Raw genomic sequence first — 15,910 nt, forward strand, 5'->3', positions numbered from 1 at the left:
CGATAGCCATGAAACCTCGCAATTTCCAGTGCTGCGGAAATGGCTAGCAATCGATCAAACGCGATTGACGCGAGTTTTACGATCAAAATGCTCAAACTGCCGCTGAGTGCCTGGCCGTTCCACGTTCGAAATACTTGTCGAACCTGACCGCAATGCTCCTCACGAAGGGACGGTTTTCCGCCGGCACGACGAATCTGTCGCCTTGGAGTTCAAGCAGTCGAGCAGGATCCTTAAGGGCGATGGAGCTTGCCTGACGAAGGAGCTTTTGGCCGGCTTTCCCGAAGCTCTCCACCAGGTCGATCGCCGAGAAGGCGAAATCGCACATCAGTCGCTCGATGATCCAGCCCCTGACGCGATCGTCGTCGGAAAATGCTATGCCGCGGACGACTGCCAACTCCCCGCCTTCCACCCTGCGCCGATATTCGCCAGTCGAAGGCGTGTTCTGAACGTAGCCCTGGCGAAACCGGCCGATGGACGAAGGGCCAAGTCCAATCAACGTCTCGCAGCGATCCTCGGTGTAGCCCTGAAAATTGCGATGCAACGCCCCCGCGCGGGCCGCTACCGCCAACGCATCGCCTGGCTTTGCGAAATGGTCGAGTCCGATTGATTCGTACCCCTTGTCCTCGATCGCTCGCGCAGCAAGTCGCGATTGAGCGATTCGCTCCGTGGGACCGGGGAGCCATGCCTCGTCGATCATCGTCTGATGTTTCTTGAACCAAGGCACGTGAGCGTAGCCGAACAGCGCCATCCTGTCCGGTTCCAGGGTGAGCGCCTGCGCCACGGTGAAACGTACGCTCTCGCTGGTTTGATGCGGCAGGCCGTAGAGCAGATCAAGGTTCACGGAATCTACTCCCCGGGAACGAACGCCGTCGACGACGGCCTTCGTCTGCAAAAAACTTTGCTCGCGGTTGATCGCCTTTTGCACTTTAGGATCGAAGTCCTGCACGCCGAGGCTTGCCCGCGTCATACCGATTTCGGCAAGCGCGTCGAGGCGGGCTTCGTCCATCTCGTTCGGATCGATCTCGACGCTGATCTTGGCATCGTCGAGAAAATCAAAATTGTCTCGCAGCGCCGTCCCCAATGCCACCATATGCTGCGGCTTCAGCATGGTCGGCGAACCGCCCCCGAAATGAACCGCGCGAATTCGGCCCTTGCCGCTGACAAGGCCGCCAACCGTCGCGATCTCAGCATACAACGAGCGCAAATAAGCGGCCACCGGCTCATAGTGGCGCGTCTGTTTGGTATGGCACGCGCAGAACCAGCAGAGCCTGTCGCAATAGGGAATGTGCAGGTAGAGCGATATTTCGCCGCCGCCTTCGAGCGCCTCCAGCCAGCCGCGGTAAACGACAGCATCGATACCCGGATGGAAATGCGGCGCGCTCGGGTAACTGGTGTAGCGCGGGACGTTCTCGCAAAGTCTGGCAGCTAGTTCCGGTCGCATGTAGTGGTCCACCTTGTTGCGTCGTCGGGACTGTGGACTCGCAGATGAGCCAGAGCCCTGATTTCGGTCAGGCTCCAGCACGACAAACTGCCGCAAGGATTTTTCTACCGTCGATTGTTATCGTGCCGGCCCTTGGGCCGGGAGGGCGATCAGATCGGGAGAGCGATCAATGACAGTACGGCACGACATTCACAGTTCCGGCATCCCCGCCTATTGCCTGTCTTGCCAGGCACGGCGCCGCGGCCTCTGCAGCGCGCTCGATCCAGATCGTTTGGCTAAGCTCGCCAAGACTTCGTCGCGACACAGCGTCGAACCGGGCGTCGAACTGATTAGCGATGCCGAGGCGCTCAACAGCTATTCGAACGTGCTATCGGGCGTGGTGAAGCTGACGAAGAGCCTTTCGGACGGCCGCCAGCAAATCGTCGGTCTCCAGTTCGCGCCGGATTTTCTGGGACAGCCGTTCAAGGCGAAAAGCGCGATCCATGCCGAAGCGGCAACGACAGTCTCGCTGTGCTCGTTTCCGAAAGCGGCAATCGAACAGATGATGAAGCAATCACCGGAGCTCGAGCATCGCCTGCTCAGGCAGACGCTGAACGAACTCGACGAAGCACGCGAATGGATGGTGACTCTGGGCTGCAAGACCGCCCCTGAGAAGGTGGCGAGCTTTCTTCTCATGATCGCCCGAAACATCGGCTCCAGTGTTGGTCCTGCAGCCAGGTCGGCGTGCTTCGATCTGCCGCTGACGCGTGCCGACATCTCTGATTTCCTTGGAATTACGAACGAGACAGTGAGCCGTCAGTTGACCAGACTGAGAATGGACGGCGTGATCCGGATCGAGAACAACCGCCGTGTCACGGTAAACAACATGAGCCGGCTGGAACAGCGCTGTGGTGGGCGGCGGCCGGGGCGCAACCGCCCCATTTACGAGACCTGAGCGGCCGCTCCTGCCTCGCTTACCTGGCCCGGGACAGGGCACGATCGCGTTCGAGCGCGATGCGTCGCCGAAAGCCTTCGAAAAAGTAGCATAGCATCTATCGGTCCACCGGGACTAATCGTCAGAGTGTTTCGGTCACCTGGTTGCCAGGCATTGATCCTCGCCGTGCTCAACGCGCAATCACGCCCCACGCCTCATTTGGCAGCGTCGCCCTGGTGACGATCTGCGGGCATGCCGCCGCCCATCAAAGGTTAAGAAGGTCTGCTGACGAGTGTGGTCGCCCAGTAGAGCGCGCGCAGACGCATTGGCTTTTTTTGCGCAAAATTTGGGCAAACAGTCGCGACGTACATCGCTGATATCGACAAAAATATCGGGGCGGAGATGTTGCAAATCTCGTGAGTTTTGAAACAGCAGGGAGGCGCGTTTGGATGAAGTATGGGTATGCGCGGGTTTCCACGGAATCCCAAGATCTTGGCGCTCAAATTGAGCGCCTGGAGGAGGCGGGCTGCCAGAAGATCTTCCGCGAAAAGCTTAGCGGTAAGGAAGCCAACCGGCGCCAGCGCAGCGGCGGCTTAAGGCCCTAGAGCCTGGGGATCTTATGTATGCCGTCGTCGGCGATCGCGTGGCTCGGGAGCCTCTCGACATGTTGCATATCGTCAAAACGGTCGCATTGGCTGGCGCAGAGCTCCACCTGCTCGACGAACCCTTTGTCGACACCACGTCCGAGATGTCGGACCTCGTCGTGTTCCTATGGGGGTGGGCGGCAAAATGGCAAGGGCGAAGGATCTTGGAAAACACGTCGAAGGGCCGCGCTCGCGCTATGGCCAGGGGCGTCAAGTTCGGCCGAAAGCCGAAGCTCTCTCAGCAACAGCGGCGGGAAGCGCTGGCAAGTTTGGCAGCCGGGGAGGCGATGCATTTGGTCGCGCGGCGCTACAATGTCAGCAAGAGAGCACGATTTCGAGGCTCCACTCTCAGCAGTGCTTCAGATAGCAGCTAGATGTTCCGGCCAATAACTTCCTTGAATTTAGCCGCCACATTGCCAAAGCCTGATGATGTGCCGTGGATTTCGTCGGCCCAGCTGCCATTGTGAAGCTTGTTGCGCACATCGACAAGATACACCCGCGTTGCAGCGCTATTGCCGGCGACGCTCTCCAGCATGTTGTAAAGGTGGTCAACCAGCACGCGCATAATGCCCTGTTGCAGAACCGGATCGGCGATACCCTTCTGCCGCATCGGCCCGCCAAGCCATTTGTCATGCGGGGATTCCCATTCAGGATTTCTCGTGTCCCCAGGGAAGCCAGCTGGGATGGCATAATCGTAGCCGTGGATGAAAATCGGCAGACGAAGGAAATCAGGATCGGAGCGGATTGTCCTCACCATTTTGCGATAGTCAGTTTCAAGGCGGGCCAAAGCCGAATTGAGCGCGCTCATATCGACGTGCCAGGCAGCATCCTTGCCCGGCACATGCTGCTTGAGGAGCTTCCAAATCACCGGATTGCCGTTTGAGTCCTCGCCAAGGATGTCATTGCCGGCGCCCGAAAACATGTAGCCTTTCACATGATTAGCCTTCTGCGCTTGCAGGTTGGGCATGTATTCGGGGTTCTGGTTGATCATGTTGTCAGCCGTATCGCCCCCGGCATCCAGGCTCCAGATCAGGTAATCCTTGCCCAGATGGTCCACGACGTCCTCGATGAGCAGGGGGAACTGGAACCATGAATCTCCCTCAGAGACCAGGACAGGCTTGCGCACGCCGTCGGTGATCGCAAGGTTGAAGGCCTGATGGCGGCGCCAGCGTGATATCGCATTGCCCCAATCGACGGCACTCTGGATATCCAACTGCCCCTCCGCCGTCAGGTAGACCTTATCGGGATCGGGGGCCACGCGCGGCGCAAACGGGCCGCTCGCCTCGGGTATGGCCTTCAGGTACGGCGCAATGTCGGAGTCCGGCACGTGCGGATCCATGACCATTGCCTTGAAATCTCGATAGCTGAGCTTTTCCATGTTCCCCGCCTTGGACGATGACTGCAGCGCAAAGCGCCCAGGCCGGACCGTTGGCTGGGCACCAATGTTGCCTCTGCATACCACATCAACAATGGGTGTCCTAAGACTTAAATCATACTTCGGTCAGTTGTTTGTTATACGCGCGCGATGTCTTATCAATTGGCAGGAGAAGTAGCTTATGCTACGGGGCGCAGTGCCCAGGGACTATAACGTGGGCGCCCAATGCGCCTCTCCCTGAGCTTGGGCGGGACGGTCATGGCTGCGGAAACAAAGGCATACCCGGCAATTGCCGGCCTTCAGGGCATCGACACCGACGAAAAGGTAAATGCCACTAAAGCGAAAGCGCTGGCCAAGGCCGGCATATCGTTTGTACTTCGATACTTGTCTCGCTCCGAAAAGCCGCCATCCACCGACCTGACGAAGAATGAAGCCGATATAATTCTGGATTCCGGCCTTGCGCTCATGGTGGTACAGCATGTGAAGGCAGGGACCTGGACGCCGACGGAGGAGCTTGGAAAGACCTATGGCATCAATGCCGCGGCTCACGCCAGCCTGTGCGGCTTGCCTGCCGGGACAAGTGTCTGGTTCGACCTCGAGGAAGTCGAGGACGATACGGACGCCGGCGACGTTGTTGCCTATTGCAATGCCTGGTTCGCGCAGGTGAAAGCCGCAGGTTACACCACCGGTATATATATTGGTTCCAATTGCGGGCTTAGCGGCGATGACCTCTATCACAAGCTGACCACCGAACGGTACTGGAAGTCCGGGAGCAAGGTCGTCGATATCCCATTTCGCCGCTATTGCATGAAGCAAACAGTCAAAAAGGGCGACAAGCTCGGCGGGGTAAAAATGTGCCGCGACGAGACCAGTGCCGACGCGTTCGGCGCCACACCGATGTTGGCCGGGCGGGAAGTGCATCGAGCCTTGTTTGCCGATCTTGCGATCGATGTCGAAGTCGAGGCAGACGGCCTCGAAGCGACCCTGCGCTCGCTTGCTAAGACGCATAACCTGAGCGAACCGATGGAAGCGTTGCTGCGGTTTCGCGACCAGAATGATCCGTCAAACACGTCGCGCTTTTGGGGGATCGTCAATTTCGAACTGTTTTCCGGCAATCCCAGGCTTACCGTGTTCGATACCAAAAATCGTAGCGCGCAGTCCTATCTGTGCGCCCATGGCGAGGGCTCTGACCCTGCCAATACAGGCTACGCAAAGACGTTTTCCGACGTAACGGGTTCCAACTGCTCTTCGCTAGGTGTCTATCGTTGCGGTGAGATTTATCGGAGCGATAAGCACCGCTCGGTCTCAATGCGTCTTGACGGACTCCAAAAGAGCAATTTGCACGCTCGGTCACGTGCGGTGGTGGTTCATGGCGCCGATTATGTTTCGGATGCCTGGGTCAAGAAATATGGTCATATCGGCCGCAGTGACGGCTGTCTGGCTGTCGACTACCGCTATGTGACTGACGTCGTTGAATCCTTACATCACGGATCCCTGATCCTTGCCTGGAAAGGGTCAATGGCAGCGATCGAGGAGACCGAGTTCGAGATCGAAGACGTCCTGTCAGCGACAGAGGTCTGGAGCGAAATAGAGCTGCCAGACGATCGGGTGGAGCAAACAGCCGAGGCCACCTATGTCGACGTGGCAGCACAGTTGGCCGAAGAGATTGTGCGAATGGCCAATGATCACCGTATCGTGCTGGCGCGAATGCACGCATCCGGTCACGAGGACAGCGCGACCGCTCGTGACAACATCGTCGATACGGCGACGGGAAAGGCGGCCAAACGCAGTTCCTACGGTAGTGCGCCGGGCGGAACCGTGCGCCTGGCCTGTTCGATGCTGAAGGGGCTGCTGACGCTGGCAGAGGAGTTCGAAATCATCTCGGTCAGCGAACTTTGTGGCGGAGAGCACAATCCAGGATCACGGCATTATGCCGGCGTCGCGGTTGATATCACGTCGATCAAAGGGCAACTGGTCAACATCGACAACCCCTGCGTGACGGCGTTTCGCAAACGTTGCCGCGAGTTGGGCGCCACCGAAGTGCTCGGGCCGGGGGACAAAAATCATTCGACGCATGTCCATGCCGGGTGGAACAGGCCTTGACGATCGGCGGTTGGCACTGGCGACAGCGGGAGCCAAGGACGATCACCCCAAGTTTTCAATCAACATAGACGGCGTGCATTTCGAGGTTCAAAAAGAAAGCATTACAGGGGCCGAACTGAAGCAGATTGCCGGCAAGGATGCGCAGTATCAATTATTCCTGGAAGGTCACGGCCACGACAGCGACCGTCAGATAGGTGACACCGAGGCAGTGACGCTAAAAAACGGCATGCATTTTTACACTGTTCCTCCGGCGACCTTCGGTTGATGTCGATCATAGAGCGGCATTTCGAGGCCTTCCTCGGCCGGTACGCTGGCGTCACTATGGAGCCGCAGGCCGGGGGCACAGTCGTGGTTAGCGTCCCGGTCGTTGCTTTGCCCCCGGGTTGGAATCGGACCGCGGTCGCGGTAAAATTCATACTGCCTGCGGGTTATCCGCAAGCAGCTCCCGACTGTTTCTGGACCGAGCCGGCCCTGGCGCTTGAACATGGCGGCGCGCCGCAGAACACAGGACAGCAGGCTGCGCCTGGTATCCCGCCTAGCTGGCTCTGGTTCTCCTGGCATGCTGCGACGTGGCAACCAAACAGCGACAACATGATCACCTATCTGAACGTCATTCGTCGCCGGCTTGGCGAGGTGCGATGAACAGGCTCGTTTTTCGCGTTGGCGAATGGACAACCCTTCGCGATGCTTTGCTTAAAGACGCGCCTCTCGAGGCGGCGGCAGCTCTGCTCGTTGCCCAAGGGCATTTCGAAGGCGGCATGCGCCTTGTGGTGCGCGAGGTCGTCCACCCGGCGGCCGAGGACTATGTCCGTCGCAGCAACATCGAAGCCAGCCTGCAGCCGGCCTTCGTTGCAAACATGCTGAAGCGCGCTCGCATGGAGGGCATTGGCCTTATCCTCGCGCATTCGCACCCGCGGCAGCGCAACCTTGCTTTTTCTCCGGTGGACGATGCTGCGCAGGTCCTTCTGGCACCGGTTCAGCATTTTCGTGCGCCCAAGGGTCCGCATGGCTTTCTTGTCGTCGGGCCAAGAGGGTTTCGCGCGCGCTTATTCGATGCGGCTGGGCAGACGACCCTGGAGATTGAGCGCGTGCAGGAGGTTGGCGCGACACTGCACACTTATGACCGCGACGGCGTCGACGCTGGTGAGCCGGTGCCCGAGATTTTCGATCGCAATGTACGTGCCTTTGGCGCGGCAGGGCAGCGGCTGCTGAATGCCATGACGGTCGGTGTGGTTGGCGTCGGCGGTACCGGGTCCGTCGTGGTCGAGGAACTTGCTCGCCTCGGCACCGGTCGCTTGATCTTGATTGATCCGGAGTCGGTCGAGGAAACCAACTTAAACCGGTTGATCGGCGCTGAAGAAAGCGATGTAGGCCTGCCCAAGGTTGCGGTGGCTGAAAAAGCGGCCAAGCGCGCTCGCCGCGAGATAAGGGTCGATGGGTATGCCGAGACGGTAGTCGCAGAGGCAACGACACGTCGGCTTCTCGACTGCGACTTTGTCATGTGCTGCACGGACTCCCACGGAAGCCGCGCCGTGCTTAACCAGTTGGCCTTTCAATATCGTTTGCCGATGATCGACGTGGGCGTGCGCATCGATGCCAAGGACAGCTTGGTTACCAACATGTCCACACGCGTCCAAATGTTGGCCGAAACGCTGGCCTGCCTGAACTGTCATCCATTGCTCGATCCTGTCGCTGTACGCCGAGACTTGCTCGCCGACCAGACCAGTGATCCGTATTTCGTCGGTCATTTCGAACCCCAACCGGCGGTCATATCGCTTAATGCGGCTACCTCCTCAATGGCGGTGTCCATGTTGTTGTCGGCGAGCACTGGTTTCCCAGGCCAGGCCCGGCACCTTGTCGGGAGGCCGATCGACGGCGCGGTACGTCCGATCAAGTCGACGCCGGATCCAACCTGTATCGTCTGTGCTGCCGGCAATGCCCTTGCCATGGCAGACGCATGGCCGATGATCTGGCGACGGCATGAAGGCTGATGCGCGCACCATCGTGTTGGTTGAGGGCGGCCTGGCGCCGCCAGCAGCGTTCATTGCACGCCAGCTTCATCTGAAGACCTATCGAGCACCGTCCGATTTGGCCGACGAAGGTGTGCGTGCATTGCTGGTATTGGCCCAGGATCTTTCCCGTCCTGATAGGTTGCGTCAGTTGGTGAAGCGCCTGCTGCCACTCGCCCAGGCCGCCCAGCGCGGCATATTCATCGTCGTGGTTGCGTTGCCCGGTCAAGAGGCAGCGGCGCTCGGTGCCGCGAAGTCCGGAACAGGGGTTCTGGCGCAATGGGACAAAAAGCCCGGTGTTGTGCTTAGCCAGCTCACCGTTCTATCCGATTGGGAAAAGATTGCTGAGGCCTGTGCACGCTGCCGTTGCGGGCCTTCGGCCAATCTGAGCCTGCCGGTTCTGGATAGGAATGGGGACGAGTTGGAAGTGCCCCTCGACCCGGAAGTCGATCTTCTGATGCGCCGCGCATTTCATGACTTTTCAGCCATCAGGATTTCCAGCGAAAACGGAGGGAAATCCCGGGCGTCGGTGTGGAAGATCGAAACGGAAGGCTACGGCCTGCTGACACCGTTCATCGTCAAGTGCGGCCCGGCAGCACAGATCGAGGAGCAGATCAACACCTACCGCGACGTCGTTGCCGATCGAGTGCCTTTCAGGGGGTGTGCGCCGCTTTGCCTCGACCGCTGTGTTCTTGGGGCTACATTGCAACTTTCCGTATCCCGGTTCGTCGAACATGCGGATCGGCTTGATGCCGTGGTCACACAGAGAGACGTACGCCCGGTCATCGAGGTGATATACAACCGCGTTTTGCGCCGATGGCGAGAGGAACCGGAAGTGAAGATGTTGTCGCTTCTACCGGAATTCCTGCCGCGCCCGCGCCAGACAGCTTACGAGCCAGGCTTGTTCCGGACTTATCGGAGACTGGGAAGGGTCGGTTTCAGGGGCCCTTCGCCAAAGGCATTCTTCAACCGCCTCGGATCCATTCCACCCGGTCTGCACGCGGTCTGCCGCGCCCATGACGATTTAAACCTGCGCAATGTCTTCGTATGCGAAGGGCTGTCTGATGCGGTGTTGATCGATTTCACGCGTGCCGCGCGTAGGCCCTTATCTCACGATGTCGCCCGACTGGATGTCGGACTGGCTTTTGATGACCAGCTTCAAGATGCGCAGCAGATACCTGATAACGTCCTCGAGGACTTCTATAGCGGCGATTTGTTCGCGGTATCCATCAGTCACATGCTGGAGGGCCATTCCGCACGGCATCGCCTTGAAGCGATCGTTACCCTGCGAACGACGATCCTCAGGGAAGGCCGTGCCGTCCCCTTGGATGTGCGGCGTGAATACTCTATCGCTGTCTGCGCCGGTCTGCTCTATTTCGCCAAAGGAAAAAGCCCTAGCAGGCTGTTGAAGAAGTCAGGCGCGCTCGCAGACGAAGCCTGAATCGTCGGCATTGTGGATGTAGAAGTGGCCGACGAGGCGACCCGCGGTGCCGATCGTCGCCCATCCGCGACCACAAGCGGGATCGCTTTCGTCGTGACCCTCCCACGAGAATTCCGCGCAGGCCGAGCCGTCTCGCGCGCCGTAGCGGACATCAAGGAAGCCTTTGAGGGCGCCGAAGCCGATCTCGCCGTCCGCCGCGCCTTTGAACGTCAGATGCGCCTCTTCGACGAGATCGAGGAAATCGTTGTCCCAGACATCCATTTCGACGATACGCCAGCGACCGGCAAAGGCCTTGGCGATGGCTGGAACCTTGGCCATGTCAGCTGGTCCCAGCGATGAGCTTCGGCAGCCGCACCAGATTGTAGGCGGCGGCAGCGAAGGTGAAGCCCCATCCGACGCGGTCCCGGCCGCGGAACTTGGTTTGGCGCTGACCGGCGACCGTCTTGATCCAGCCGAACGCCTCCTCAATGCGCTTGCGAATACGCTGACTGACAGCAAAGCCGCTATGCCGGGTGGTGCGCCCGTCGATGGCCGAACTACGGCCGCTCGTGTTCTGCGCTACATGCGGCGTCACCCCCATCGAGCGCAGCTCATTGACGAAGTCTTCCGCGTCGTAGGCCTTGTCGGCGCCGAGCGTGATCGCCTGTGGCCGCTCCGCTCGAGGTTCGATCATGTGCAGTGCGGCCACCCGCTCAGCATGTCCGTCGGCCAGTGTCAGGCAGGCGTCGACCAGCAGGCCGTGGCGGTTCTCCATCAAGCCATGTCCCATAAAGCATAGCTTGGCCTCCTTGCCCTGTCCCTTGCGGTAGAGCTTGGCGTCAGGATCGGTGGTCGAGGCATGTGTGTCGTTCGAGCGCTTGTGGCCATGGAAGTCCGCTTCGGCGTTTCGCCCACCCCCTTCAGCCGGCGGCTCGCCCGAGCCGTCCTTCGGTTTGACGCTCTTCATCGACGCCCACGCCTCGATCAGCGTCCCGTCGACCGAGAAGTGATCCGTCGACAGAAGCCTCTTGACCTTGGGCTGCGCCAGCACCGCGCTCAGGAACTTTGCAGCGATGTTGCCCTCCAGCAACCGGTCGCGGTTCTTGGAGAACACAGAATGATCCCAGGCCGCATCGTCAACGCCAATCCCGACGAACCAGCGGAACAGAAGGTCGTATTCCAGCCGCTCCATCAACAGCCGCTCCGAGCGGATCGAATAGAACGCCTGCAGCAGCATCGCCCGCAGCAGCTTCTCCGGCGGGATCGATGGCCGTCCGATTGGCGAATACAGCGCCGCGAAGTCCCGCTCCAGCGCCGACAGCGCCTCGCTCACGATCAACCGGATCGCCCGCAACGGATGATTGCGCCGCACCCGCGCCTCAAGGTCAACATAGCTGAACAGTTCGCCAGTTCGATCGTCGCCGCCGCGCACTCGTCACCTCCGAATCCCTTCGGAACCAGTGAATCACCGCTGCGGTCCGGTGGCGAGTGCCTTTTTCAACAGCCTGCTAGTGCCGCGCGCGCATATCAATGCGCAGCCAATCTCCTGGCGCAGGTGACGAATCCGTCTCTCTGGTCAGGGATACAAGATTAAGTCGGTGTTTATGAAGACGCGAGAGATCCACCAGAAAGGCGTCGTCGAGCGCCAAGCCGAAGCGGTTGAACTGGTCAAGAAACCGGGAGATGTGGCCATCGTTGAACGCGGCGTGGTGCGATCCTTGGTTATGCGCTGCCCCGATGGCTGTGGCGATATTCTGACCGTCAATTTGGACGGCCGTGCCGGGCCTGCGTGGCGCCTGTACGATGGCAAAGATGGTTTGACGGTCTTTCCGTCTGTATGGCGTGACACAGGCTGCGGCGCACATTTCATCGTCTGGGATGACGTTATCCATTGGACCAACGACATCTGGATAGTCCGGCGCGACCCTATTCTTGAGCGGGCTGTCGAAGCCAAGCTGACACACGACTTTATTTCCTATGTGGACCTGGCCGCGGCGCTCGACGAAATCCCCTGGGCTGTCCTCGACGCCTGTCGAAGTTTGGCTAGCACCGGCGCCGCGGTCGAGGACCGAGATAAACGCCGGCCTTGGTTCAAGCTGGCCGGTCAGGACCGACGTGGGTAAAAGGTTGCCCTTCGGCCAATTCGCAGAGTCGGTTGCGGGCACGCCAGCTCTCGCAACTCCCCAGCTCGCTTAATCCCTCATCGAGGAAATATCTACGACGCTTTGACTTATAGCTTCGGTCGTCGAAATGGCTGTTCAGCCAATCTGCGGTGGTGGTCTTTAAATAGCCGGCGTCTGGGTCGCTCCGGCCGGACTGTGTCAGCTTTTGAATGATATACCGCGCGTAGTGGTGGTCGAAAATCCGCATGAATTCGCCAAAGTAGATGTCGGCGACGCGGGTATCGCCCCGGATAACCAACATATTTTCATCGTTGATGCGCTGTGATGGCTGACTGAAGTTGGCTGAGCCGGCCACAATCAACGGATCCTTGCCGAGCGGACCTACGAGCATGAACTTGTCGTGGATGTAGTTGTTGGAGTTGAGCGGATTGTCACGCTCCCCAAGAAAGTCCGCTAGAGCGCCAGCCTCAAGATGCCCGCCTGCAGCGAAGATGACATCGCGATCAGTACCAATGATCTCACCGTCACCAAGGTCATCGTCCTTCACGACATAACGCAGGACGTCGTTTTGCCGTTGGAGAACATCTGAAAAGAGCTTGTCGAGTTTGAAAGCGAGCGTAATGCACGAGATCCGCTTTGCCTCTCCCATGCGGTCTGCGTACCACTGCATGGTAGTGCTGCTATCCTTCGCGTCGCGCGCACTGAACAGAGGAGTAATGCTGTCTGGCCCCGGTCTTCCTGCGGGCAGAGGAGTCAAACGCTGGTTCTGAGGCCGAAGATCCGCGGGAGTTTTGTTCGCGGCCAACAGTTTCCAGTATTTAAGGTACTTCTCGGCGATGGTCGAACTCCAGACGATATGCCCGACGTTAGAATGTCCAAAAATTCCACCATCGGAAATGTTTGTCGAGCCCGTCCAGACTGCGATCGGTTGTTCGTCCTTCAAAAGCACGATAAACTTGTTGTGGCGGATGCCCTCAACGACCGTACGCGGAACAACGACCTTCATTTCATCAAGCCGCGCGTTGTGGATGACCAATTCGTTCGGCTTTTTGTAGGTGTCCTCGTCGTCAAAGACGATTTTGATGTCAGCGCCTGCTTCCACCGCCTTGGCGAAGACATTAGCCACCGGTTGGTAGTGAAATTCATAGAATGCCGCCCGAAGTCCGAAATGGTGATCCTCGGCGAGGTTGATGAACTTCACCAAGGCCTCAAAAAGGCCTCTGGACAACCATACCATTTCCTCTGCAGCCGGATTGTTGCGATCGGGCATGCGATTGCCAAATCGACGTGCGTACGCTTGTGACCCAATGACGCCTCGGTTGAAGTACACATCGTGGCGTTCAGTGTCGTTGCCTTCGCTCGGATGCAGCAGGTATTCGATTTCGGTGGTGATAGTTACGCTGATCGCTGAGCCCTCGTCTAGCAGGCTGTTGAAGAAGTATCCCGTTTGGCTTTGAGGATCGCCTCGTCGCCGTTGTGGTAGGCGAATGTGATCTCGATCGAGCCGTCGTCAAGCAGTTCAGCAGAGCCATCGCCAGTGACCTCGTCCATCTCGTCGAAGCCGGCCCATGTGAAGAATACCATGTTGGGGCCATAGCCGAGATCGAGGCCAGCTTGCAGGGCGCCAAAGGCGATCTCACCGTGGTTGCCCGCTTCAATGGTGATAGTGGCGGGATCGACAAGGTCGAGATGATCGCGATCCCAAAGATCGGCCTCGACGATGCGCCAGCGGCCGATCAATTTACAACCCGCCGGGACGGTCATGTCGACACCGCCAACAGCTTGGGCAGCCGCACCAGATTGTAGGCGGCGGCGCTGAGGGCGAAGGCCCATCCGACGCGGTCGCGGCCACGCAACTTTGTCTTTGCCTGCCCGGCGACCATCTTGATCCATCCGAACGCCTCCTCAATTCGTTTGCGGATGCGCTGGCTGACGGCATAGCCGCCGTGCCGCGTCGTGCGCCCGTCGATCGCCGAACGACGGCCGTTGGTGTTCTGCGCCACGTGTGGCGTCACCCTCATCGCGCGCAACTCATTGACGAAGTCCTCAGCGTCATAGGCCTTGTCGGCGCCGAGCGTGATTGCCTGCGGCCTGTCGGCATAGGGTTCGATCATGTGCAGCGCCGCCACCCGTTCGGCATGCCCGTCGGCTTGCGTCAGGCAAGCATCGACCAGCAGGCCATGGCGGTTCTCCATCAGCCCATGCCCCATGAAGCAGAGCTTCGCCTCCTTGCCCCGCCCCTTGCGATAGAGCCTTGCGTCCGGGTCGGTGGTCGACGCATGCGTCTGGTTAGACCGCTTCTGGCCATGGAAGTCTGCCTCGGCATTGCGCCCGCCGCCCTCTGACGGCGGCTCGCCAGCGCCGTCCTTCGGGTCTTCGCCCGACCCGTCCTTCGGCTTCACGCTCTTCATCGATGCCCACGCCTCGATCAGCGTGCCGTCGACCGAGAAGTGATCCGTGGACAGAAGCTTCTTCACCTTGGGTTGCGCCAGGACGGCCGCCAGGAACTTCGCCGCGATGTCGCCCTCAAGCAGCCGGTCGCGGTTCTTCGAGAACACCGAATGGTCCCAAGCCAGATCGTCGACGCCGATGCCCACGAACCAGCGGAACAGGAGGTCGTATTCCAGCCGCTCCATCAAAAGCCGTTCAGAGCGGATCGTGTAGAACGCCTGCAACAGCATCGCCCGCAGCAGCTTCTCCGGCGGGATCGACGGCCGCCCGATCGGCGAATACAGCGTCGCGAATTCCCGCTCCAGTGCCGCCAAAGCCTCGTTCACGATCCCCCGAATACGGCGCAATGGGTGATCGCGCCGCACCCGAGCCTCAAGATCCACGTAGCTGAACAGTTCGCCCGTCTGTCCGTCACCGCCCCGCACGATTCACTCCCACCTCGTCGTGGTCAGAGTGAATCACGAACCTGGGACTGTCGCGAGCCCTTTTTCAACAGCCTGCTAGGTCGAGCTTTTTCACCTCGCCGTAGACCGGGACTACTTTGTAACGGTAAGTATGACTCGTCTCTGCGGTGTAATCGGCCCATTGGAAGGCTTGCATAGGATGATCGGCGGTGCTGACGGAGTGCCCGGGGGTAGGCCTTTGTCTTTGTCCCTGAAGCGCTTGATCCCAGTCATCCAATAACGTTCGACAACTCTATCTCCTTGAAGCTCCTCTCGCTGTATCGCGAAGCCCATCAGTCCATTCTTTTTAGCATCCTGGCCTTCTACAAAATCCCAAGCTAAAACGACTACATAAGTCCCAGAAATAGCTCGAATGCGTAGTACCTCCCCGGTTTCCGTCGCCCTCATTCGCCCCTCCCAGCGTGTAGTAACCTTTTCGCTAGCATACTACACTGCACCGTCACACTAAACATGACAAACCAGGCCCGCTAATAAATCTTTATCGCCCGGCAGGAATATCGCCCTCGCTATCGACTACGAGCAACGATAGTACCGATTCCAAGACAACCTGATATCGGCGACTGACCATTCCTTCCGGCGGCCGTAAGCTGGGCTTGATCGGGTGAAGCACGCGTTGAGGCCAGTCTGCCTCTGAAATTTCATGAACCACGCTGTCGATTTTGCTTTGCCGGCTGCAGTGGTTTGAACCCGGCGAATGACCCCACTATCCGCCCAATGCTCATTCGGGTTTGAAAGGGAAGCAGGGTTGACCAGGTAATTCCGGAGCTTCTGTAGCGTGGCGTCTTCGGGCGTCTGGTGAAGGTCGGCACGAAGTTCCTGGACGGCGAGCGCTGCTCCTAACTTTGCGGCTTCCACCAACATGTCGCGCAGTTGCTCGCTCGACAGCACGATCGCTTGAAGGGCTTCCAAAGACCTGACTTTCTTTGATGGAATAGGCGCCGAGAGGTCGGCACCTTTTCATTGCGTC

Annotated in this window: 16 protein-coding genes; 9 read left to right on the forward strand and 7 right to left on the reverse strand. The window is 59.1% G+C overall.

Annotated features, from left to right (window positions below):
• Nucleotides 1-91: 91 nt before the first annotated feature.
• On the reverse strand, nucleotides 92-1,441 hold the full coding sequence (hemN, locus tag RFM68_RS26570) for an oxygen-independent coproporphyrinogen III oxidase (protein WP_320235978.1): 1,350 nt from the start codon (nucleotides 1,439-1,441) through the stop codon (nucleotides 92-94).
• A gap of 169 nt (nucleotides 1,442-1,610) precedes the next feature.
• Between hemN and RFM68_RS26575 the strand changes: the two genes are divergently transcribed.
• The 3 genes from RFM68_RS26575 to RFM68_RS26585 all read left to right on the forward strand — a co-directional run bounded on the left by RFM68_RS26575 (nucleotide 1,611) and on the right by RFM68_RS26585 (nucleotide 3,372).
• Nucleotides 1,611-2,375, forward strand: a complete 765-nt coding sequence (locus RFM68_RS26575; protein ID WP_320235979.1) for a Crp/Fnr family transcriptional regulator — start codon at nucleotides 1,611-1,613, stop codon at nucleotides 2,373-2,375.
• A 428-nt stretch (nucleotides 2,376-2,803) separates the two neighbouring features.
• Nucleotides 2,804-2,959 (forward strand): recombinase family protein, encoded by a 156-nt coding sequence (locus RFM68_RS26580; protein WP_320235980.1) that lies wholly within the window; start codon nucleotides 2,804-2,806, stop codon nucleotides 2,957-2,959.
• A gap of 14 nt (nucleotides 2,960-2,973) precedes the next feature.
• A complete protein-coding gene (locus tag RFM68_RS26585; protein ID WP_320235981.1) occupies nucleotides 2,974-3,372 on the forward strand; it encodes a recombinase family protein in 399 nt (132 codons plus the stop codon).
• Here RFM68_RS26585 and RFM68_RS26590 read toward each other — a convergent pair.
• Nucleotides 3,369-4,376, reverse strand: a complete 1,008-nt coding sequence (locus RFM68_RS26590; RefSeq protein WP_320235982.1) for a hypothetical protein — start codon at nucleotides 4,374-4,376, stop codon at nucleotides 3,369-3,371. The two genes, RFM68_RS26585 and RFM68_RS26590, sit on opposite strands and share 4 nt — an antisense overlap.
• 255 nt (nucleotides 4,377-4,631) lie before the next feature.
• Here RFM68_RS26590 and RFM68_RS26595 point away from each other — a divergent pair, with 255 nt between their 5' ends.
• The 5 genes from RFM68_RS26595 to RFM68_RS26615 are packed head-to-tail and all read left to right on the forward strand — an operon-like array spanning nucleotide 4,632 to nucleotide 9,926.
• A complete protein-coding gene (locus RFM68_RS26595; protein WP_320235983.1) occupies nucleotides 4,632-6,476 on the forward strand; it encodes a murein L,D-transpeptidase catalytic domain-containing protein in 1,845 nt (614 codons plus the stop codon).
• A gap of 10 nt (nucleotides 6,477-6,486) precedes the next feature.
• On the forward strand, nucleotides 6,487-6,741 hold the full coding sequence (locus tag RFM68_RS26600; RefSeq protein WP_320235984.1) for a multiubiquitin domain-containing protein: 255 nt from the start codon (nucleotides 6,487-6,489) through the stop codon (nucleotides 6,739-6,741).
• Complete coding sequence (locus RFM68_RS26605; protein ID WP_320235985.1) at nucleotides 6,741-7,118, forward strand: E2/UBC family protein; 378 nt, start codon at nucleotides 6,741-6,743, stop codon at nucleotides 7,116-7,118. Before RFM68_RS26600 ends, RFM68_RS26605 begins: the two co-directional genes overlap by 1 nt.
• Nucleotides 7,115-8,467: a HesA/MoeB/ThiF family protein gene (locus RFM68_RS26610; RefSeq protein ID WP_320235986.1), complete on the forward strand. Its 1,353-nt coding sequence runs from the start codon at nucleotides 7,115-7,117 to the stop codon at nucleotides 8,465-8,467. Before RFM68_RS26605 ends, RFM68_RS26610 begins: the two co-directional genes overlap by 4 nt.
• On the forward strand, nucleotides 8,457-9,926 hold the full coding sequence (locus tag RFM68_RS26615; RefSeq protein WP_320235987.1) for a hypothetical protein: 1,470 nt from the start codon (nucleotides 8,457-8,459) through the stop codon (nucleotides 9,924-9,926). Before RFM68_RS26610 ends, RFM68_RS26615 begins: the two co-directional genes overlap by 11 nt.
• Here RFM68_RS26615 and RFM68_RS26620 read toward each other — a convergent pair.
• Nucleotides 9,900-10,244: a hypothetical protein gene (locus RFM68_RS26620; RefSeq protein ID WP_320235988.1), complete on the reverse strand. Its 345-nt coding sequence runs from the start codon at nucleotides 10,242-10,244 to the stop codon at nucleotides 9,900-9,902. The two genes, RFM68_RS26615 and RFM68_RS26620, sit on opposite strands and share 27 nt — an antisense overlap.
• Before the next feature lies 1 nt (nucleotide 10,245).
• Nucleotides 10,246-11,337 carry an IS5 family transposase gene (locus RFM68_RS26625; protein ID WP_320235989.1) on the reverse strand — a complete coding sequence of 364 codons (1,092 nt, stop codon included), beginning with the start codon at nucleotides 11,335-11,337 and terminating at the stop codon, nucleotides 10,246-10,248.
• 172 nt (nucleotides 11,338-11,509) lie between these two features.
• Between RFM68_RS26625 and RFM68_RS26630 the strand changes: the two genes are divergently transcribed.
• Nucleotides 11,510-12,028, forward strand: coding sequence for a ubiquitination-like system serine protease family protein (locus RFM68_RS26630; RefSeq protein WP_320236008.1), 519 nt, complete (start codon nucleotides 11,510-11,512; stop codon nucleotides 12,026-12,028).
• Here the strand turns inward: RFM68_RS26630 and RFM68_RS26635 are convergent.
• From RFM68_RS26635 to RFM68_RS26645, 3 genes are all read right to left on the reverse strand, one after another.
• The gene (locus tag RFM68_RS26635; RefSeq protein ID WP_320235990.1) at nucleotides 11,997-13,298 is read right to left on the reverse strand and encodes a phospholipase D-like domain-containing protein; all 1,302 of its coding nucleotides are present in this window, start codon (nucleotides 13,296-13,298) and stop codon (nucleotides 11,997-11,999) included. The genes RFM68_RS26630 and RFM68_RS26635 overlap by 32 nt on opposite strands.
• A gap of 149 nt (nucleotides 13,299-13,447) precedes the next feature.
• Complete coding sequence (locus tag RFM68_RS26640) at nucleotides 13,448-13,792, reverse strand: hypothetical protein (protein ID WP_320235991.1); 345 nt, start codon at nucleotides 13,790-13,792, stop codon at nucleotides 13,448-13,450.
• Nucleotides 13,789-14,904 (reverse strand): IS5 family transposase, encoded by a 1,116-nt coding sequence (locus tag RFM68_RS26645; RefSeq protein WP_320235992.1) that lies wholly within the window; start codon nucleotides 14,902-14,904, stop codon nucleotides 13,789-13,791. Before RFM68_RS26645 ends, RFM68_RS26640 begins: the two co-directional genes overlap by 4 nt.
• Nucleotides 14,905-15,910 lie beyond the last annotated feature (1,006 nt).

The sequence above is a fragment of the Mesorhizobium montanum genome (genome assembly GCF_033977145.1).
GTDB classification, from domain to species: Bacteria; Pseudomonadota; Alphaproteobacteria; order Rhizobiales; family Rhizobiaceae; genus Mesorhizobium; species Mesorhizobium montanum.